Here is an 18,664-nt window from a genome sequence, read left to right on the forward strand (position 1 = left end):
ATGCTGGTAAATCTTTGCGACTACAAACAAAGCGTCACGCTGATTGCGAACAGCGGCGTACAGTTTCTTGATTTTGGCCTGACGCCACAGGACACGGCAAGTCTGGGCCGTTTCGTGCGTAAAACCGCCAATGGCCCTTTGCTGCGCCTCAATTACGATCTGGTCAATGGCCGCTACACGCTGCCCGCTGCACGCGGCGGTCAGCCTGAAGTGGTGAAACCGGAAAGCACGTTTACCCTGCATCAGTCCCTGGCGGTGCTCGATGGCGTCTGGCTTCCGGTGCCTTTTTTACGCTTTAATCCGCCGCGTACCTTTGTCGACGGCCCGGATAACTGGGCGCGCGCGCAGGTGCGTAAGCTTGAGACGCCGGACAGCGCGGGTAACACCCACCGTGTGACGTTCGCGCTGGACAGCCAGATAGCCGATCATGCCACGCCGGGCCTGTCGCCGGTCGAAAACGATATTCTGAACGGCACCCGGTTTGCGCTGGCCTGGCGCGACGACGAGGTGCTGAGTTTTCTCGATCAGACCTGGATTGACGGCTGGCTGCGCGAGGCATTCAGCGGCTACGCCACCAGCGTCGAAAACCGCTCCGAGCGCGACCTGCACCAGGCGATGCGCGGCTTTGAATATCAGGCCCACTGGCTCAACCTGATGACTATGCTGGGCGAGCAGATCACCGTTCCGGAAGTGAAATTCGTTACTCACACCCTGAGTACGCCCGCCATTCCGGTTGATCTGATCCTCGATGTCGGCAACACCCACACCTGCGGCGTGATCATTGAAGATCACGGCGACGCCAATGACGGCTTACGCCAGACCGCCGAACTGCAGGTGCGATCCTTAAGCGAACCGCAGTTCCTGAATGAGCCGCTGTTTACCAGCCGCCTTGAGTTTTCTGAAGCCCGCTTTGGCAAGCAGCACTTCTCCGTTGAAAGTGGCCGCGAAGATGCGTTTGTCTGGCCTTCAATCGTGCGCGTGGGCGATGAAGCGCGCAAACTGGCGATGCAGCGTCTGGGCACTGAGGGCAACAGCGGGATCTCCAGCCCGCGTCGCTATCTGTGGGATGAAACCCCGACAGTTCAGGACTGGCGCTTTAGCAGCATGAATGCCAAAACCCAGCGCGAACCGCTGGCAACCGCCTTCCCGCTGATGAACCTGATGAACGATGACGGGCAGCCGCTGTTCACCCTGCCGCCGGATGAACGTCTGCCGGTCTTCTCACCGCAGTACAGCCGCAGCACGCTGATGACGCACATGCTGTGCGAACTCCTCGCTCAGGCTCTCGGCCAGATCAACAGCGTCGCCACGCGTCTGCGTTTGGGCTTCCCGGCCTCGCCACGCCAGTTGCGTACCCTGATCCTGACCTTGCCCTCCGCCATGCCTAAACAGGAGCGCGAGATTTTCCGCCGCCGCATGTTTGAAGCCATCGCTATTGTCTGGAAAGCGATGGGCTGGCACCCGCAGGATGACGATTTTGCCAGCCGCAAGCAGCAGGATAAGAGCGTGGTTCCGGTTCCCGCTATTCAGATGGAGTGGGACGAAGCCAGCTGCGGACAGCTCGTGTGGCTGTACAACGAAGCCATTTCCCATTTCGGCGGCCAGACAGAGGCGTTCTTCGCCTCTCTCGCCCGTCCGGACCGCGAAGTAGAGCCGGGCGCACAGCCTGGGCGCTCGCTGCGCGTGGCCTCCATCGATATTGGCGGCGGAACCACTGATATGGCGATTACCCACTATCAACTGGATGACGGCTCTGGTAACAATGTCAAAATCACCCCGCAGCTGCTGTTCCGCGAAGGATTTAAAGTCGCGGGCGACGACACGCTGCTGGACGTTATCCAGCGCTACGTCCTGCCCGCCCTGCAAACGCAGCTGCAAAAATCCGGTATCGCCGATGCTTCTCTGCTGATGGCTTCGCTGTTTGGCGACTCCGGGCGCATTGATACTCAGGCAGTGCTGCGCCAGCAGACGGCGCTGCAGCTTTTTATGCCGATTGGACACGGAATCCTCGCCGCCTGGGAGAGCAGCGATATCGACGATCCGCTGGCGGGTTTACACGCCACCTTCGGCGATCTGCTAAAACAGCAGCCGACCCGCAACGTGATGAACTATCTGCAACAGGCGATCGACCACGCGCTGCCAGCCGGTTCGGCACCGTTCGATCTGTTTGCGGTTCCGCTGCATGTCAACTTCCAGGAAATGCAGGACGCGATGCTGGCGGGCCAGTTTACGCTGGCCGCTCCGCTGCATGCCGTGTGCGAAGCGATTTCCCATTATGCCTGCGATATTTTGCTGATCACCGGGCGTCCTGGCTGTCTGCCTGGGGTGCAGGCGCTGATTCGCCACCTGCAGCCGGTGCCGGTCAACCGCATCGTCTGGCTGGATAAATACCGAGTACATGAGTGGTATCCGTTTAGCCAGCAGGGCCGTATCGGTAATCCAAAATCTACGGCTGCCGTAGGCGCGATGCTGTGCAGCCTCGCTCTGGACCTGCGTTTACCGCGCTTTAATTTCAAAGCTGCCGACATCGGTGCCTACTCTACCGTGCGTTATCTCGGCGTGCTAGATAATACGGTCAACACGCTGCGCGAAGAGAATGTCTGGTATCAGGACATCGACCTCGACAAGCCGGGCGCGAAGCTGGATGCGCGACTGCACTTCCCGCTACGCGGTAACGTGACGCTCGGCTTCCGTCAGTTGGCTAACGCCCGCTGGCCCGCCACTCCGCTCTATACGCTAAGTATTAACTCAGCAGAGCTGGCAAAAGCCATCGCCGGAGACGGCGTGCTGAACGTGCGCCTGCAGCTACGCGGCGGAACGAAACACGAAGGCCCGGAGTCGTTTGAGCTGAGCGACGCCTGGCTCCAGGACGGGACACCGGTGCCGCCTGACGCCTTAACGTTTAAACTGAATACCCTGGCCGACCGCCGTCATAGCGGAAGCCACTATTGGATCGACAGCGGGAGCGTATATCTCAAATGACAGCGATGACTGCCACTTCTCAGGCGTTAATTGAGTGGATCAACGACACGCGCCTGCATGCCCCGATGCTGGATAACGATGCTGACGCCCTGCTGGCCCGCCTCACCTGCGCGCAGGCACGCGGACAGGCGCTTGACCGCGCCCTGACCGGACACAGCAGCATTGGCCTTTACGGCCATTCGCAGGCTGCCAAAGCGCACCTGCTGGCTTCACTGTGCGGCAGCGGAAATGGTCGGCTGGATGTTTCTCCCGGCCAGCGCACCTTTGACTATTTTTCCCATATCAACCCCGGCCACGCCCTGACCAACATGGCCGTGCGTTTCACGCCGCGCTCCAGCGATGCCAGCGACGATGCCTTCCCGCTGCGCCTGAGCCTGGTCACGGAAGCCGAGCTGGTCCAGCTGTTCATTGCGCGTACCACGCTGCACACGCTGATTCGCCCGGTAGAAAAATCGGTGATTGAAGCGCGCGTCGAAAAATGGCGTGCCCTGCGCCAGCCGCAAGGCGTTCCGGGGATCACCGCCCAGGAAGTGGCGACTATTGCCCGCTACTGGCGCAGCACCGTTCCCGCCTCTGAACAGCAGATGGACGATAGCCTGTGGCATCAGTTCGCGCAGCTGATCCCCTCCCTCGATTTAAGCACTCGCGCCAGCGTCTGGTCGCTGCTGTGGGGTGAGCAGCAGGAACTGACCCAACAGTGGCTGAAACTGGCCCACGTGCTGCATCAGACCAGCCACGCCCGCCAACTGGCGGCACCGCTGAGTTTGCTGGTCGATAATTTCGGCCTGCCCAGCGAAGGGTTCCTCACTCGCGCAGAGTTCACCGCGCCGGACGCACAGGAAGCCGTGTTGCACCCGCTGAATAATGGCGAGATGTTGAATGCCATTAGCATTCCCGTCGATGTGCTGGCATTCCTGACACGCGAACTGGTCCTGCCCGCTGAAAACGGTGTGTTGGATAACGTCGATATCATTGATATTCCCGCGCCATCGGAGACCGATCTCTCGCCGCTTGCAGAGGCCAAATGCACATGGCTGCTGGAACATTATCGCCAGCAGATGCAGCCCGACGTGCTGGTGATTTGCAACGCTACCGCCCGCCACGAGCAAACGGCAAAAACGGCGAAAACCTTACTGAACTGGGTAAAAGATACCCAGACGACGGAAGAGTCCGCCCTGCCTGGCCTGGTATGGGCCATTACGCCGCACGACGCGCGTTTCCTCACCAAACAGAATCTGGATGAGGCGGTGCAGCACCTGCTCGGCAAACCGGGCCAGCGCTGGGGAACGTTGCAGGCTCTCGACACGCACAGCATGCAGCGCGTGGTGGAGTGGCTGTCGCAGGCAACGCTTGCCACACAACGCCAGTCTCGCCTGCAAGCGCTGAAGAACACTCAGCAACGCGAGCTTCGTGCATTGATGCAAAGCTATCTCGCGCCGATGACCGTTGAGCCTGATGCACAACGCACTCAGGCTGAAGCGATGGTGCGCACGCTACAATCCAGCGCGGCCCGCCATGGTGAATTGCTTGAAGGGCTGCTGCCACCGCTGAAAGCCTTCGAAACGCTGCTTACCGTTCAGCAGCCCCGCGAAGAGCAGGTTAACGGTTTGTTCACCGACGCGATTGATCTCTTTGCCGACAACGCTAGCGAAGGCCATGAGGTCTTCCAGACCAAAGATAAAGCGCGTCTGGCGCATCGTGTCTGGATCAATCATCTGCGCCAGTGGAGCCGTAACGAAGCCGCCGCGAACAGACTAGGGCTGGACGTTGCTGCACTCCCCCAGATTGCCGATACGCTGGTGATCAGCAGCTATCGCCTGAATCTGCCGCAACAGTTACAGCGCATCGTAGAAGCCGATAAAAGCAGTGCCGCACAGCTGCATGCGGCCATCGGTAACTTCATCGGCTGGCTGGGCTACGCTGAAACACCTGCGGTGACGCGCCCCGCAAGCCGCGTGCGTAAAGGCCAGGCCATCTTCGTGACGCCTGTCGTCAGCAGCGCAACGCCAAGACTGACGCAACTGGGTGAGCAGCCGGTTCACGCCGCCACGGTGTACGTGTACGACTGGCTGGTCGCGCTTTATACCCGCGCGATTGAGAACATTGGCTATCAGCACCCGCATGATATCCAGCCCGGCGCACGTCAGGCGTTACAAACGATATTGCGTTAACCCTAAGGACAGCCTGCGACGGTGCGGGCTGTCACTCTTCTGAGACACAATCTGAAAGCGCGCGCGCCAGCGCGGAAGGATTTTCCCACGACATGGAATGCCCGGCGGCAGGGATCACCAGAATTCGGACACCCTGCTGACGCATCTCTTCGGCCTCGGCATCTGGCAGCGAGAGTTCGCCAAACAACAGCGTGACCGGACATTTCAGCGCCAAAAAGCGTGCGCTCCAGTCAGGGGTAACGCCCGCAACCAGAGACGCGGCACCGCGCCAGACGGCATAAGGTGCATTACTGCGCAGACACCCCGCCCACGCAGACGCTTCGGCGGCAAGCATAGCGTGATAGCCAGTTTCAATAAATGAGGCCTCACTCTGCGCGGCAATCGCGCGGCTGAACATGCCCCCTCCTGCATGAAAATTGGGTTCAGAGACAATCAGCCCGCGAATTCGGTTTTCGGTAAGACAGGCGGTTTCGATAGCGATGCTGCCGCCCATGCTATGGCCATAGAGCCAGAATGCGTCAATATTGAGATGGTTCAGAAGTTCGACAACGACCTTCGCCTGATCGCTGGTGCGATAGAGAAAGTGTTCAGGTTTGTCGCTATAGCCACTGCCGGGAAGGTCGATAAGAATGGCCCGACGCGCACCAAACTGCGGGTCGCAGACGACGCGGGGATATTCATACGAAGAGGCGCAGCCGAGGCCGTGAATAAAGACCACGGGATCGCCAGAACCAGGGAGGTCCTGCCAGCGCACATTGCAGCAGGCTTGCTGCGAGTAAAAACTGTTCATAAGCACTCCTTTGTTGATGTACTGTGTATTTATACAGTCACCCGTAGCGGAATGCTATTTTGTCTTTAAATTTTGGAAGCGTGCTTCAGAAAAGCGAGATCAACAGTGCCACAGGAAAGCTCATCGGCCAGGTCGAGCCCACCAGAAACGCGCTCAGAAACCGAATGCGTTTACGGTCTTTCGACAGGAACCAGGTAATCAGGGCGCAAATCGCTGCCATGACTGCGTAAAACACCAACATCTTTTGATAAAGCGTCATTCTGTGCACTCGATCGATAAATAACCGCGCGCAATATGCGTCATATATTGATACAGATCAAGTTTTAATGTTACAGATTAACCACTAAAATCACATGGTTAATAACAATGAAGTATTTCGTAGACGTTAATTCCCCGCCTGAGTTACCCCTTTTCCTACCCCTTTAAAGTTGCATCTTATATGCACATTTTGCACAATGATTGTGCCCGAAAAGTGGTGTAATAACAGCAGGCTTTAGAGGGAGAAACTATGCTACGCATTCCGCAGAGTTGTATTCATACCCGTTCCACCCCTTTCTGGAACAAGGACACCGCCCCTGCTGGCATTTTCCAGCGCCATCTTGATAAAGGCACGCGACCGGGCGTTTATCCCCGTTTGTCGGTAAGTCAGGGAGCGATACGTTACTTAGGTTATGCCGACGAGTTCACACCGGTCCCTGACAGCGAACTCATCATCAAGGCTGGCCATTTCGGCGTGTTTCCGCCTGAAAAATGGCATCACATTGAAACGATGACTGACGATACGATTTTTAACGTCGATTTCTTTGTTGAACCGGAAGTTTTGAAATCTCTTTGAGCATTTAAACGCCCGTAAGGAACTTATTATGCTACGTATTCCTGAAAATTTTGTTCACACCCGCGCCACTCCATTCTGGAACAAAGACTCCGCACCGAAGGCCCTGTTCACCCATCACAACACCAAAGCGGGCGTGTATGGCCGCCTGTCTGTTATGCAGGGCGCGGTGAAATATTTTGGATTCCCGGATGCGCAAGCCACTGAACCCGATCTTGAACTGATTATCGAAGCGGGTTCTTTTGGCATTTCGCCACCGCAAAAATGGCACCGCATTGAGCTTCTGACCGACGATACCTACTTCAGTATTGATTTCTTCGCCGATCCGCAGGCAAATCTTGAAGGCGCGGGCCTGGGAAAAGTCGTTAATACACATAAGGGGTAAGAAGATGGGCAAGGCAACGTATACCGTCACCGTCACGAATAACAGCAACGGCGTGTCGGTCGATTACGAGACACAGGCCCCAATGGAGCTGTTAATTCCCGATGTCGCCGCCGATGTTGTGAAAGATTTGGTCAATACCGTGCGCGCGTATGACACGGAAAATGAGCATGATGTCTGTGGCTGGTAAACACTGCCGGGTGGCGGTGACGCCTGACCCGGCAACGATTTAAGCCCGGTAAGCGCAGCGCTACCGGGCGTAAATGACGCTAGTGTTTAATCATGACGTGCCTGACCACGGTGTAATCCTCCAGGCCATACACCGACATATCTTTGCCGTAACCGGATAACTTCATGCCGCCGTGCGGCATTTCGCTGACCAGCATGAAATGGGTATTCACCCAGGTGCAGCCGTATTGCAGCTGAGCGCTGAGTCGATGCGCACGGCCCACGTCTTTCGTCCACACCGATGACGCCAGACCATACTGCGAGTCATTGGCCCAGGCCAGAACTTCCTTTTCATCACTGAACTCCGTCATGCTGACCACCGGGCCAAACACTTCGCGCTGGACGATGGCGTCATCCTGTTTTGCTCCCGCCAGCAGCGTGGGCTGGAAGTAATACCCTGCGCCGTCCACTTTATTGCCCCCGGTCACCACGTTGACGTGTCCGAGCGCTTTGGCTGCATCCACTGCCTGGCAGACCCGCGCCAGATGCGCCGCAGAACTGAGCGGCCCCAGTTCGGTGGATTCATCATCCGGCGCGCCGGTTTTCAGCGTGGCCACCGCCGCACCGAGCTTTTCGACCAGAGCGTTGTAAATGCCTTTTTGCGCGTATATTCGGCATGCGGCGGTACAGTCCTGGCCCGCGTTATAGAAACCGAAGGTCCGCACGCCTTCGACAACCGCGTCGAGATCTGCGTCGTCAAAGACGATGACAGGCGCTTTCCCCCCCAGCTCCATGTGGGTGCGTTTAATCGACGACGCCGTGTGGCCGATTATGTGCTCGCCGGTGGCAATCGATCCGGTCAGGGAGACCATGCGTACTTTTTCATGCCCCGTCAGCGGGTCGCCGACGGTTTTGCCGCGACCAAACAATACATTTAATACCCCTGCCGGGAAGATCCCTTTCGCCAGTTCCCCCAGCTTGAGCGCGGTCAGCGGCGTGATTTCTGAAGGTTTGATCACCACGCAGTTACCGGCGGCCAGCGCCGGAGCCAGCTTCCACGCCGCCATCATCAGGGGATAGTTCCACGGCGCGATGGACGCCACCACGCCCACCGGATCGCGGCGAATCATGGAAGTATGGCCGTCGAGGTACTCTCCCGCCGCCAGCCCATTCAGCGTACGAGCGGCACCGGCAAAGAAACGGAACACATCCACGACTGCGGGGATTTCGTCGTTGATGACACAGTGCAGCGGCTTGCCGCAGTTTTGCGATTCGAGGCGCGCGAATGTGTCGGCATGTTCCTCAATCATATCGGCCAGTTTCAGCAGGCATTCGGAACGCGCTTTCGGCGTGGTTCGGCCCCATTGTGAAAAGGCGCGGTCGGCGGCTCGCACGGCAGCGTCGACCTGTGCGGCAGACGCTTCGGCGATCTCCAGCAGTACCTCGCCCGTGGCAGGATTGTAAACCGGCTGGTTTTCGCCTTCGCCGGTGACCAGTTCACCATTAATCAGCAGTTGAGTTTGCATAGCATTGTCCTGTTGAAATCAACGTTATTTCCCGCTTTCGACCACGTTTTCGTTGTCGCGGGTTAGCCACCAGGCCCCCAGAATCGGAATGGTCGTTACCAGCATCACCAGCAGCGCGACCACGTTGGTGACGGGCACATCACGCGGGCGTCCAAGCTGATTGAGTAACCACAGCGGTAACGTACGCTCATGTCCCGCCGTAAATGTCGTGACGATGATTTCGTCGAACGACAGTGCAAACGCCAGCATGCCTCCCGCCAGCAGTGCAGAGCTTAAATTCGGCAGCACGACGTAGCGGAAGGTTTGCCAGCCGTCGGCACCTAAATCCATCGACGCTTCGACCAGGCTCCACGAGGTGCGCCGGAAGCGAGCGATGACGTTGTTGAACACCACCACCACGCAGAAGGTCGCGTGACCGGTAACGATGGTGAAAAAGCCCGGCTCGAGATTGATGGTTTTAAACGCCGTCAGCAGCGCCAGACCGGTGATGATCCCCGGAAGCGCAATCGGCAACAGAAGCAGCAGCGAGATGGCGTTTTTGCCGAAAAACTCGCTGCGCCAGAGTGCCGCCGCCGCCAGCGTCCCCAGCACCAGCGCAATGGCCGTCGAGAGCGACGCGATTTGAAGTGACAGTGTCACTGAATCGATAATGTCGCTTCTTGATGCCGCCACGCTAAACCACTTCAGGGTCAGCCCTTTCGGCGGGAAGCTGAACGCCGCATCCTCTGTATTAAAAGCATAGATGGCGATAATCAGAAGTGGGAAGTGAAGGAAGATCACCCCACCCCAGGCCGCCAGTTTCAGGAACACGTTCGCGCGTTCAGAGTGCATCGAACGCTCCCAGACGTTTCACGAACGCCAGATAGAGTGAGATAAGGACAATCGGCACTAAGGTGAACGCCGCCGCCATCGGCATGTTGCCGATCGCCCCCTGCTGCGCATAGACCATGTTGCCAATGAAATAACCCGGCGGGCCGACTAGCTGCGGCACGATAAAATCGCCCAGCGTTAGCGAGAAGGTAAAAATCGAACCGGCCGCAATGCCAGGAATAGCCAGCGGCAGCACCACGTAGCGGAAAGTCTGGCGCGGGCGCGCGCCCAGATCGGCTGACGCCTGTAACAGCGAGGGGGGCAAACGTTCCAGCGCCGCCTGGACGGGCAGGATCATAAACGGCAGCCAGATATAGACAAAGACGAGGAAGCGCCCCAGGCCGGACGTCGACAGCGTGTTACCGCCAATTGCGGGCAGCGTCAGCACTGACATCAGCAGCGGCTCCAGCCCCATATAGCCGAGAAACCACTGCGCGACGCCATCTTTTGCCAGCAACAGCGTCCACGCGTAGGCCTTAACGATGTAGCTCGCCCACATCGGCAGCATCACCGCGATATAGAAAAAAGCTTTCCATTTACCGCGCGTGTAGCGCGCCATGTACCACGCCATCGGAAAGGCCAGAATGGCGCTGGCAATCGTGACGGCAATGGCCATCAGCAAGGTGCGCAGGATGATGTCGTAATTGGCAGGGTTGAAAAGCGCCAGTAAGTTCGCAAAGGTCAGATCCGGCGTCACCGACATGGTGAAATCGTCGAAGGTGTAGAAACCTTGCCACAGCAGGGTCAGCAGCGAGCCGAGATAGACAATCCCAAACCACATCAGCGGCCCGAGCAGGAGCAGGAACAGCCCGAGCGACGGTTTGCGCCAGAGCAGCGTCGTGATCCGGCTGACCGGGCCACGGGAGGATGGTGCAGGTGAAACGCTCATATCCATCTCACCTTTCCTCATGCAGCGGCACCATTGCCTCGCGCGACCAGGAGGCCAGCACCTGCTGCCCTGGGGCAACATCCACAGGGATATTCGCGCCGCTCAGATTGGCCTGGCTCACCAGCAGTTTTGCGCCATCGGCAAGACGCAGCTCAAACCGCGTAGCCGCGCCCTGATATTGCACCGCCTGCACCACGCCCTGTACCTGAACGTCGCCGCTCTGATTGAGGCGAATATGTTCCGGGCGCAGCGAATAAATTCCTTCCATGCCGCAAACCTGTTTTGCAACGGCGGCATCAAACACGTTGGATGTGCCGACAAAGCTGGCGACGAACGGCGTACGCGGGCGCATATAGAGCTCGCGCGGCGTATCGACCTGTTCAATTCGCCCGTTGTTAAACACGGCGACACGATCGGACATCGACAGCGCTTCGCCCTGATCGTGGGTAACGAAAATAAAGGTGATCCCCAGCTCCTGCTGCAGTTTTTTCAGCTCGAACTGCATCTGCTCGCGCAGCTTCAGATCCAGCGCACCGAGCGGTTCGTCGAGCAAGAGCACACGCGGCTCATTGACCAGCGCGCGGGCGATAGCCACACGCTGGCGCTGCCCGCCGGATAGCTGAGACGGCTTACGCTTTTCCGCAAACCCTAATCCCACTTTCTCCAGCGCGTCACGCGCCTGCGCCTGGCGTTTCTTTTTATCGACGCCTTTCACCATCAGTCCGTAGGCGACGTTTTCAATGATCGACATATGCGGGAACAGGGCGTAATCCTGGAACACGGTGTTCACATCGCGCTCCCACGGCGGTAGCTCGCTCGCCTCTTTGCCGAAGATTTTGATCGCCCCGCCGCTCAACTGCTCGAACCCGGCAATCAGCCGCAGACAGGTGGTTTTGCCGGAGCCAGAAGGCCCCAGCATGGAGAAAAATTCGCCGTCGCGAACGCCTATGGTGACACCGTCCACCGCCCGTACGTCGCCGTACAAACGGGAGACGTCGTTAAACTCAACTGCGTACGTCATGGTCTGCTCCCGGGCGATTAACGGCCACCCATGATGGCGATGTAATCCTGCGTCCAGCGGCTGTACGGGACATATTTTCCGCCTTCTGCAATCGGGGTTTTCCAGAACATGATTTTGTCGAATTCGTTATAGCCGTTGGTTTCGCAGCCTTTTTCACCGAGCAGCGTGCTGGCTTTACAGCCTTCAGCCACCACCGGCAGAGAGCCAAACCACGCCGCCAGATCGCCCTGCAGTTTTGGTGTCAGCGACCAGTTCATCCACTTGTAGGCGCACATCGGATGTTTGGCTTCGGCGTGCAGCATGGTGGTGTCTGCCCAGCCGGTTACCCCCTCTTTCGGGAAGACCGTGGCGATGGGCTGGTTTTCCCCTTTCAGGGCGTTAGCCTGATAAGGCCATGCGCTTGACGCCACCACGCCTTCGTTTTTGAAGTCGCTCATCTGAACGGTGGTGTCGTGCCAGTAACGGTGAATAAGCGCGTGCTGGTCACGCAGCACTTTCAGTACGGCTGCGTATTGCGCTTCGGTGAGCTGATACGGGTCAGTAATGTCGAGCTGCGGCTGCGTGGCTTTGACGAACAGCGCGGCATCCGCAATGTAGATCGGGCCATCGTAGGCCTGCACACGGCCTTTGTTGGTTTTGCCGTCCGGGAGATTTTGCTCTTTAAAGACCACCGCCCAGCTGTCCGGCGGTGTCGGGAAGGTTTTCGTGTTGTACATCAGCAGGTTCGGTCCCCACTGATACGGCGTGCCGTAGACTTTGCCGCCAACGTTGAACCATTCGCCTTTCACGATGCGCGAATCAAGGGTTTTCCAGTTGGGGATCAGATCCGGATTAATGGGCTGAACCCGTTTCCCCATAATCAAACGTAACGAGGCATCGCCGGAAGCGGTGACCAGGTCATAGCCCCCTTTTGCCATCAGGCTGACCATCTCATCGGAGGTGGCTGCCGTTTTGACGTTTACCGCACAGCCGGTCTCTTTTTCAAACTGGGTGACCCAGTCGTAATTTTTATCCGTCTGGCCGCGTTCGATGTATCCCGGCCAGGCGATGATATCCAGCCTTCCCTCGCCTTTGCCGATCTCTTTCGGCGGCTCTGCGGCTTGCGCGGTCATGATGCTCATGCCGAGCGCGCACAGGCTGCTGCGGGCAAATTTTTTGCTCATTTGATTTACTCCTGTCGCAATGAAATTTGGCGGCAGCCGTGCCGTAAAAATATCTCCTTTAATAAACGTAGACTGCGCAAATGCGCCGCACCCTGCGGGCTTTGGAAATTTCATCAGGTTGTGACAGAGGGCGCATTCCCTGTTAAGTGGATTATAGACAAGGAGTTAGCGGCGAGCGGCGGTATGCAGATTTCCTATGACCGACAGTCGGGAATAAACCCGGCACCGGTCACAGGATAAGCATTGTTTATTTATACGAGGATATTACGCGTGCGGTAAATAAGCCTTTTCGCTTATTTCAGCATGACGCTTATTAATTTCGCCAGCTGGATTACAGCCTGTTCTTCTCGCTCCCCCCACGCCCAGGAGGTATTAAAGCGAAAGAACGGCGTCCAGACGTCGGAGGTAGAAAACATTTTGCCCGGCGCGATGCTGATATGGTGCGCCAGCGCCTGCTCACTGAGCAGCCCGGCGTCCAGCTGTGCAGGCAGTTCCAGCCACAAAAAGTAGCCGCTGTCGTTGTGGTGAATTTTCACTTCCGCCGGCAGATGGCGCATTAACGATTGCCACGCCTGCTGCTTACGCTCGGCCAGCGTACGGCGCAGACGGCGAAGATGGGCGTCATAACGTTTGGTGGCGAGATAATCCACCAGCGCGAGCTGCATCGGGGAGCTGGTCGAAAGTGTGCTCATCAATTGTAATTGCTGGATGCGGCGCGCATGTTTGCCCGCAGCGACCCAGCCGATACGAAAACCGGCAACCAGACATTTCGAGAAAGATGAGCAGTGTAATGTCATATCCTGGCGGTCCCAGGCTTTTGCGGGCAGCGGTTTTTCGCGCCCAAAATAGAGTTCGCTGTAAACGTCATCTTCGATCAAGGTGACGTTATGTTTCGTCAGCAGCGCCACCAGATGGGCTTTTTTCTCGGCGCTAAGGGTAAAGCCCAATGGATTTTGGCTGTTAGTCATCAACCAGCAGGCTTTCACCGGATAGTCGTTCAGCGCCTGCTCGAGGGCGTTGAGATCGATCCCTTCGCGCACGTCGGTGGCGATCGACAGCGCCTTGAGCTTTAACCTTTCCAGCGCCTGAAGTGCACCGTAGAAACAGGGGTTTTCGACAATCACCCAGTCACCGGGTTCGGTCACGGCCTGAAGACTCAGGTTGAGGGCTTCCAGCGCACCGGCGGTGATCACAATCTCTTCCGGCGAAATATTCATCCCCTGCTGCGCGTAGCGGCGGGCGATAGCATGGCGGAGATCGACGTTACCCGGCGGCAGGTTTTCAATCACGCTCATGGCGGTTGCGGTTTTGCTGACATTAGCAAGGGAGCGGTTCAACTGCTGAAGCGGGAAAAGCCGCGGGTCGGGGAATGCGGAGGCAAAGGGTAAAACAGAGGGGTCGCGGCTGGCCTGCAGGACATCAAAAATATAGGTATTGATATCGACCACTTCGTCGCGCATCACCTGCGCCGGTGGCGCAGGCTGCTGCTTTATCGGGCGTGGAGCAACGTAGTATCCCGACTGTGGGCGAGCAACGATTCGCCCCTGACTTTCCAGCGTTTGATAGGCATGACCGACGGTCATGAAACTCATGCCGCTGCTGGCAACTTGCTCACGCAACGACGGTAGTTTATCTCCCGGCAACCATACGCCAAGTTCGATTTGCGAAATGATTTGCTGCGCCAGGCGCTGGTATTTTTTCATCGTTCTCTCCTTGCTTCACACCATAGTATATCAGCAGGAGAAAATTGGCAGTTTTAATGAACTGTTATAGCTTATGCGGTGTTATGACGGACGATGACTGAGGTGTGCACGCTCAGATGGCGCGGACGTTGCCAGATGGTCAAAGGTCATCATGGACGATTTGCAGAAAATGCATTTCGCACCATGTGGGTTTTTTTCAGACACATCAAAAACGGATGTGCGGTATTGCGAGCCATGACAGCATGGGCAGCGAAAATGGATATAAGAAACCATATGAATCTCCAGAACACGTAAATACGTGAATAACAAATTGGGCCTTTCAAGGCAATGATGGTCTGAGACAAAACTAATCGGAGTGTCAGAGTGTAAAGAGAAGACCCAAGAGGCTGCGGAGAGGCACAACGTGATGAGAAATGCTTTGAAACGACGTCAGATATTTTTTTGGGTATCAAACCGAGGAGCCATTAACGCATGACTGAGAGAACAAAACAACCCCTTTAATGAAGAAAACTCATAAAAATAAAATTCTTATGCTCTGAACGTTTAACGGCTATATGCGTTAGTCGCGCTTAACTGTTCACTATATCAGATGACTAAAGCCCATCTATTTCGCAAACTGTTATACATAAATTTCAAATTTCTGCCTCTGATAGTTCGGTTCCGCCCCCTATACCATAACACCACACCGATTGACATTGAGGCTGTGCATGTTTGGTTTAGATGCTTTTCATCTGGCGCGGATACAGTTTGCCTTTACCGTATCCTTCCACATTATTTTCCCGGCGATCACCATTGGTCTCGCCAGCTATCTGGCGGTGCTGGAAGGGCTTTGGCTGAAGACCAAAAACCCCGTCTGGCGCTCGCTGTACCATTTCTGGTCCAAAATTTTCGCCGTCAACTTTGGCATGGGCGTGGTGTCCGGGCTGGTGATGGCCTACCAGTTCGGGACCAACTGGAGCGGATTTTCGCAGTTCGCGGGGAGTATTACCGGCCCGCTGCTGACCTACGAAGTGCTGACCGCCTTCTTCCTCGAAGCCGGTTTCCTCGGGGTGATGCTGTTTGGCTGGAACAAAGTCGGGCCGGGGCTGCACTTCTTTTCCACCTGCATGGTGGCGCTGGGCACCATTATTTCGACCTTCTGGATCCTGGCGTCCAACAGCTGGATGCAGACCCCTCAGGGGTATGAGATCGTCAACGGCGTGGTGGTCCCGGTCGACTGGTTCGCGGTGGTGTTTAACCCCTCCTTCCCCTATCGCCTGTTCCATATGTCCATTGCGGCATTCCTGAGCAGCGCCCTGTTCGTGGGTGCATCTGCGGCCTGGCATCTTCTGCGCGGTAACAATACGCCCGCTATTCGTCACATGTTCTCCATGGCGCTGTGGATGACACTGATTGTTGCTCCAATTCAGGCGATGGTCGGTGATATGCACGGCCTGAATACGTTAAAACATCAGCCCGCCAAAATTGCGGCGATTGAAGGCCACTGGGAAAATCCGCCCGGTGAACCGACACCGTTGTTGTTATTTGGCTGGCCAGATATGGAGCAAGAGCGCACCCGCTATGGGCTGGGAATTCCGGCCCTTGGCAGCCTGATTCTGACGCACAGCCTGGATAAACAGGTGCCAGCGCTGAAAGATTTCCCGAAAGAGGATCGCCCGAATTCGACCATCGTCTTCTGGTCATTCCGCATCATGGCGGGGCTGGGAATGCTGATGCTGCTGTTAGGCGTTGTCGCCGTCTGGCTGCGCTACAGACAGCGCGTTTATACCTCGCGTCCTTTCCTGTGGTTCGCTCTGCTGATGGGACCGTCCGGCCTGATCGCCATCCTTGCCGGTTGGGTCACCACCGAAGTGGGTCGTCAGCCATGGGTCGTTTATGGTCTGCAGCGCACGTCGGATGCGGTATCTGCCCATGGCGATCTGCATATGAGCGTAAGCCTGTTGGCCTTTATTGTCGTCTATACCTCGGTGTTCGGCGTTGGCTACAGCTACATGGTGCGGCTTATCAAAAAAGGTCCGCAGGAACACGAAACCTTCCCGACCGAAAACGATGGCCGTCCGGCTCGCCCGCTTTCTGCCGCCAGCACTGAATTTGTGATTAAGGAGAAACCATAATGGGCATCGATCTTTCCATTATCTGGTTTGTGATTATCGTATTCGCCACGCTGATGTATATCGTCATGGACGGCTTCGATTTAGGCATCGGCATTCTGTTTCCGACCACCCGCGACGCAGACGATCGCGACGTGATGGTTAACAGCGTCGCCCCGGTCTGGGACGGGAATGAAACCTGGCTGGTACTCGGAGGGGCCGCGCTTTTCGGTGCGTTTCCGCTGGCTTACGCAGTGATTATCGATGCCCTGACTATCCCACTCACATTGATGCTGATCGGCCTGATTTTCCGCGGCGTGGCCTTTGAATTTCGTTTTAAAGCGACGCCAGCACACCGGCCGTTCTGGGACAAAGCTTTTATTGGCGGCTCCATTCTTGCCACCTTCAGCCAGGGCGTGGTGGTTGGCGCGGTAATAAACGGTTTCTCGGTGACCGAGCGCGCCTACAGCGGCGGCCCATTTGACTGGTTTACGCTGTTTAATCTGTTCTGTGGCGTGGGTCTGACGGTAGCTTACGCCCTGCTCGGCGCGACCTGGCTGGTGATGAAAAGTGAAAATCCGCTTCAGGCAAAAATGCGCGGGGTATCTAAAAAGCTGCTGCTGACGCTGGTAATGGTCATCGCGGTCATCAGCCTGTGGACGCCGCTGGCACATCCGGCAATCGCCGAGCGCTGGTTTACCCTGCCCAATCTGTGGTTCCTGCTGCCGGTGCCTTTGCTGGTCCTCGCACTGAGCGGTTGGGCATGGAAAAAACTGAACGATAGCGACAGCCACAACGCACCGTTTGTGCTGACGCTGGGGCTGATTTTCCTCGGATTTAGCGGGCTTGGGATCAGCATCTGGCCGTACATTATTCCGCCGTCCATCACACTCTGGCAGGCCGCGGCCCCGCCACAAAGCCAGGGCTTTATGCTGGTCGGCGCCCTGCTGATCATCCCGATTATTCTGGTCTATACGTTCTGGAGCTACTACGTGTTTCGCGGAAAAGTGCAACATGGGGAGGGGTATCACTGATGCAACAGCCGGTCTGGAAACGCCTGATGTGGTTAGCCATTATTTGGGGAGGCAGCGTGCTGGCACTGGCTGCTGTGGGGATGTTCTTCCGCATCCTGATGACTGCCGCAGGCTTTAAATCGCACTAACGTTTTGATAGCCGGGTGGATATCCCTGCCCGGCTTTCGGCACTTTCAGATAAACACCCATGACAAACGGGAGGGTATCGTTAAAGATATTCGCATATATTTATCGGATTTATAGTTTGAGAAGCAATATGAAAAAGCTCGTGGCGTTAAGCCTGGTGACCCTGGCGCTGGCAGGTTGTGTTAATCCCGGAAAGGCGTCTGTTCAGGCAGGCCAACTCGAAGGGCACCGTTTTGTGCTGGAGAGCGTAAACGGCGCGGCGGTCAAACCCACCGCGGTGCCACCGGAATTACGCTTTGGCGAGAAAATGGCTGTTTCCGGCGTGATGTGCAACCGCTTTAGCGGCGAAGGCAAATTATCGGAAGGCGAGCTGAAGGTCAAAGCCATGGCGATGACGCGCAAACTCTGCACCGATCAGCAGCTTAACGAGCTGGATGCAACAATAGGCGATATGCTGCGCAAAGGCGCGCAGGTCGATCTGACGGAAAATCAGTTGACGCTGGCGACAGCAGATAAAACGCTGATGTTTAAACGCGCAGACTAATCAGTAATTACCGCATGACCCTACGGCAAGCGACTGCTCACTGCAGCGTTTGCCATTAGGCAACGCACACATCCCGACAGCCGAGCCATCAAGCTGGCGAGCGACAGACAACGATCCGCCCACCATTGCGCAACTGGCCTGCCCGGAGCTGGACATTGCCGCTTTCATTCCCGGTGAAACATGTGCCGCTGTCGCCTGCTGAACAGGCTCATTGCTGCACGCAGACAACAGTAATGCCGCACACCCTACCCAAAACGCTGAACGCATTCTCTCTTCCCCATACAAATTGCGAAACCTAAGCATAATAGGCACCCTGCGCCGCCCCGTCGAGAGCGGAACTGCGTATTTATGCACCTGAGAAACAAATTCTTGC

The 18,664-nt window shown here is 56.7% G+C and carries 19 protein-coding genes; 9 read left to right on the plus strand and 10 right to left on the minus strand.

The features are described 5' to 3' along the window. Both ABIE11_RS03300 and ABIE11_RS03305 read left to right on the plus strand, forming a co-directional pair. Nucleotides 1–2,982 carry a virulence factor SrfB gene (locus tag ABIE11_RS03300; protein ID WP_107703493.1) on the plus strand — a complete coding sequence of 994 codons (2,982 nt, stop codon included), beginning with the start codon at nucleotides 1–3 and terminating at the stop codon, nucleotides 2,980–2,982. Continuing rightward, a complete protein-coding gene (locus tag ABIE11_RS03305; RefSeq protein WP_429183983.1) occupies nucleotides 2,979–5,153 on the plus strand; it encodes a virulence factor SrfC family protein in 2,175 nt (724 codons plus the stop codon). The genes ABIE11_RS03300 and ABIE11_RS03305 overlap by 4 nt, the downstream gene beginning before the upstream one ends. A 31-nt stretch (nucleotides 5,154–5,184) precedes the next feature. On the opposite strand, the gene ABIE11_RS03310 is transcribed toward ABIE11_RS03305, so the two are convergent. Both ABIE11_RS03310 and ABIE11_RS03315 read right to left on the minus strand, forming a co-directional pair. After that, entirely contained in the window at nucleotides 5,185–5,943 is a 759-nt protein-coding gene (locus ABIE11_RS03310; RefSeq protein ID WP_429183984.1) for an alpha/beta fold hydrolase, read from the minus strand. Between the two features lie 85 nt (nucleotides 5,944–6,028). Then, nucleotides 6,029–6,202: a GhoT/OrtT family toxin gene (locus ABIE11_RS03315; protein WP_095284283.1), complete on the minus strand. Its 174-nt coding sequence runs from the start codon at nucleotides 6,200–6,202 to the stop codon at nucleotides 6,029–6,031. A 249-nt stretch (nucleotides 6,203–6,451) separates the two neighbouring features. Here ABIE11_RS03315 and ABIE11_RS03320 point away from each other — a divergent pair, with 249 nt between their 5' ends. From ABIE11_RS03320 to ABIE11_RS03330, 3 genes are read left to right on the plus strand one after another with little or no spacing between them, the layout of a single operon-like run. Further along, the gene (locus tag ABIE11_RS03320; protein ID WP_100780036.1) at nucleotides 6,452–6,778 is read left to right on the plus strand and encodes a DUF1971 domain-containing protein; all 327 of its coding nucleotides are present in this window, start codon (nucleotides 6,452–6,454) and stop codon (nucleotides 6,776–6,778) included. A gap of 28 nt (nucleotides 6,779–6,806) precedes the next feature. Next, nucleotides 6,807–7,160 carry a DUF1971 domain-containing protein gene (locus tag ABIE11_RS03325; RefSeq protein ID WP_231275678.1) on the plus strand — a complete coding sequence of 118 codons (354 nt, stop codon included), beginning with the start codon at nucleotides 6,807–6,809 and terminating at the stop codon, nucleotides 7,158–7,160. 4 nt (nucleotides 7,161–7,164) lie between these two features. After that, nucleotides 7,165–7,347 (plus strand): DUF1869 domain-containing protein, encoded by a 183-nt coding sequence (locus tag ABIE11_RS03330; protein ID WP_095282123.1) that lies wholly within the window; start codon nucleotides 7,165–7,167, stop codon nucleotides 7,345–7,347. 79 nt (nucleotides 7,348–7,426) lie between these two features. On the opposite strand, the gene patD is transcribed toward ABIE11_RS03330, so the two are convergent. The 7 genes from patD to ABIE11_RS03365 form a co-directional block, all read right to left on the minus strand. Beyond that, nucleotides 7,427–8,851 (minus strand): aminobutyraldehyde dehydrogenase, encoded by a 1,425-nt coding sequence (gene patD / locus ABIE11_RS03335; RefSeq protein ID WP_429183985.1) that lies wholly within the window; start codon nucleotides 8,849–8,851, stop codon nucleotides 7,427–7,429. 24 nt (nucleotides 8,852–8,875) lie between these two features. Beyond that, nucleotides 8,876–9,682: an ABC transporter permease gene (locus tag ABIE11_RS03340; protein WP_100780033.1), complete on the minus strand. Its 807-nt coding sequence runs from the start codon at nucleotides 9,680–9,682 to the stop codon at nucleotides 8,876–8,878. Beyond that, nucleotides 9,672–10,610: an ABC transporter permease gene (locus tag ABIE11_RS03345; RefSeq protein WP_409255131.1), complete on the minus strand. Its 939-nt coding sequence runs from the start codon at nucleotides 10,608–10,610 to the stop codon at nucleotides 9,672–9,674. Before ABIE11_RS03345 ends, ABIE11_RS03340 begins: the two co-directional genes overlap by 11 nt. Nucleotides 10,611–10,617: 7 nt before the next feature. Beyond that, a complete protein-coding gene (locus ABIE11_RS03350; RefSeq protein ID WP_429183986.1) occupies nucleotides 10,618–11,631 on the minus strand; it encodes an ABC transporter ATP-binding protein in 1,014 nt (337 codons plus the stop codon). A 17-nt stretch (nucleotides 11,632–11,648) separates the two neighbouring features. Further along, on the minus strand, nucleotides 11,649–12,794 hold the full coding sequence (ydcS, locus tag ABIE11_RS03355; RefSeq protein WP_429183987.1) for a putative ABC transporter substrate-binding protein YdcS: 1,146 nt from the start codon (nucleotides 12,792–12,794) through the stop codon (nucleotides 11,649–11,651). A 293-nt stretch (nucleotides 12,795–13,087) separates the two neighbouring features. After that, complete coding sequence (locus tag ABIE11_RS03360) at nucleotides 13,088–14,497, minus strand: PLP-dependent aminotransferase family protein (RefSeq protein WP_100780029.1); 1,410 nt, start codon at nucleotides 14,495–14,497, stop codon at nucleotides 13,088–13,090. Nucleotides 14,498–14,578: 81 nt separating this feature from the next. Next, nucleotides 14,579–14,770, minus strand: coding sequence for a cold-shock protein (locus ABIE11_RS03365; protein WP_100780028.1), 192 nt, complete (start codon nucleotides 14,768–14,770; stop codon nucleotides 14,579–14,581). Nucleotides 14,771–15,204: 434 nt separating this feature from the next. Between ABIE11_RS03365 and ABIE11_RS03370 the strand changes: the two genes are divergently transcribed. The 4 genes from ABIE11_RS03370 (at nucleotide 15,205) to hslJ (ending at nucleotide 18,291) form a co-directional block, all read left to right on the plus strand. Then, nucleotides 15,205–16,611 carry a cytochrome ubiquinol oxidase subunit I gene (locus tag ABIE11_RS03370; protein WP_429183988.1) on the plus strand — a complete coding sequence of 469 codons (1,407 nt, stop codon included), beginning with the start codon at nucleotides 15,205–15,207 and terminating at the stop codon, nucleotides 16,609–16,611. After that, complete coding sequence (gene cydB, locus ABIE11_RS03375) at nucleotides 16,611–17,621, plus strand: cytochrome d ubiquinol oxidase subunit II (protein ID WP_100780026.1); 1,011 nt, start codon at nucleotides 16,611–16,613, stop codon at nucleotides 17,619–17,621. The genes ABIE11_RS03370 and cydB overlap by 1 nt, the downstream gene beginning before the upstream one ends. Further along, a complete protein-coding gene (locus ABIE11_RS03380) occupies nucleotides 17,621–17,749 on the plus strand; it encodes a DUF2474 domain-containing protein (RefSeq protein ID WP_100780025.1) in 129 nt (42 codons plus the stop codon). Before cydB ends, ABIE11_RS03380 begins: the two co-directional genes overlap by 1 nt. Nucleotides 17,750–17,877: 128 nt before the next feature. Continuing rightward, entirely contained in the window at nucleotides 17,878–18,291 is a 414-nt protein-coding gene (hslJ, locus tag ABIE11_RS03385; RefSeq protein WP_123427772.1) for a heat shock protein HslJ, read from the plus strand. On the opposite strand, the gene ABIE11_RS03390 is transcribed toward hslJ, so the two are convergent. Next, entirely contained in the window at nucleotides 18,292–18,558 is a 267-nt protein-coding gene (locus ABIE11_RS03390) for a putative hemolysin (RefSeq protein WP_100780875.1), read from the minus strand. Nucleotides 18,559–18,664: the final 106 nt, after the last annotated feature.

The sequence above is a fragment of the Lelliottia sp. 489 genome (genome assembly GCF_050435885.1).
GTDB lineage: Bacteria > Pseudomonadota > Gammaproteobacteria > Enterobacterales > Enterobacteriaceae > Enterobacter > Enterobacter nimipressuralis.

What these genes read in the sequence shown, in the direction of transcription:
- ABIE11_RS03300 (WP_107703493.1), top strand. Translation starts at nt 1, where the DNA reads ATGCTGGTAAATCTTTGCGACTACAAACAAAGCGTCACGCTGATTGCG.
- ABIE11_RS03305 (WP_429183983.1), top strand. Translation starts at nt 2,979, where the DNA reads ATGACAGCGATGACTGCCACTTCTCAGGCGTTAATTGAGTGGATCAAC.
- ABIE11_RS03310 (WP_429183984.1), bottom strand. Translation starts at nt 5,943, where the DNA reads ATGAACAGTTTTTACTCGCAGCAAGCCTGCTGCAATGTGCGCTGGCAG.
- ABIE11_RS03315 (WP_095284283.1), bottom strand. Translation starts at nt 6,202, where the DNA reads ATGACGCTTTATCAAAAGATGTTGGTGTTTTACGCAGTCATGGCAGCG.
- ABIE11_RS03320 (WP_100780036.1), top strand. Translation starts at nt 6,452, where the DNA reads ATGCTACGCATTCCGCAGAGTTGTATTCATACCCGTTCCACCCCTTTC.
- ABIE11_RS03325 (WP_231275678.1), top strand. Translation starts at nt 6,807, where the DNA reads ATGCTACGTATTCCTGAAAATTTTGTTCACACCCGCGCCACTCCATTC.
- ABIE11_RS03330 (WP_095282123.1), top strand. Translation starts at nt 7,165, where the DNA reads ATGGGCAAGGCAACGTATACCGTCACCGTCACGAATAACAGCAACGGC.
- patD (WP_429183985.1), bottom strand. Translation starts at nt 8,851, where the DNA reads ATGCAAACTCAACTGCTGATTAATGGTGAACTGGTCACCGGCGAAGGC.
- ABIE11_RS03340 (WP_100780033.1), bottom strand. Translation starts at nt 9,682, where the DNA reads ATGCACTCTGAACGCGCGAACGTGTTCCTGAAACTGGCGGCCTGGGGT.
- ABIE11_RS03345 (WP_409255131.1), bottom strand. Translation starts at nt 10,610, where the DNA reads ATGAGCGTTTCACCTGCACCATCCTCCCGTGGCCCGGTCAGCCGGATC.
- ABIE11_RS03350 (WP_429183986.1), bottom strand. Translation starts at nt 11,631, where the DNA reads ATGACGTACGCAGTTGAGTTTAACGACGTCTCCCGTTTGTACGGCGAC.
- ydcS (WP_429183987.1), bottom strand. Translation starts at nt 12,794, where the DNA reads ATGAGCAAAAAATTTGCCCGCAGCAGCCTGTGCGCGCTCGGCATGAGC.
- ABIE11_RS03360 (WP_100780029.1), bottom strand. Translation starts at nt 14,497, where the DNA reads ATGAAAAAATACCAGCGCCTGGCGCAGCAAATCATTTCGCAAATCGAA.
- ABIE11_RS03365 (WP_100780028.1), bottom strand. Translation starts at nt 14,770, where the DNA reads ATGGTTTCTTATATCCATTTTCGCTGCCCATGCTGTCATGGCTCGCAA.
- ABIE11_RS03370 (WP_429183988.1), top strand. Translation starts at nt 15,205, where the DNA reads ATGTTTGGTTTAGATGCTTTTCATCTGGCGCGGATACAGTTTGCCTTT.
- cydB (WP_100780026.1), top strand. Translation starts at nt 16,611, where the DNA reads ATGGGCATCGATCTTTCCATTATCTGGTTTGTGATTATCGTATTCGCC.
- ABIE11_RS03380 (WP_100780025.1), top strand. Translation starts at nt 17,621, where the DNA reads ATGCAACAGCCGGTCTGGAAACGCCTGATGTGGTTAGCCATTATTTGG.
- hslJ (WP_123427772.1), top strand. Translation starts at nt 17,878, where the DNA reads ATGAAAAAGCTCGTGGCGTTAAGCCTGGTGACCCTGGCGCTGGCAGGT.
- ABIE11_RS03390 (WP_100780875.1), bottom strand. Translation starts at nt 18,558, where the DNA reads ATGCGTTCAGCGTTTTGGGTAGGGTGTGCGGCATTACTGTTGTCTGCG.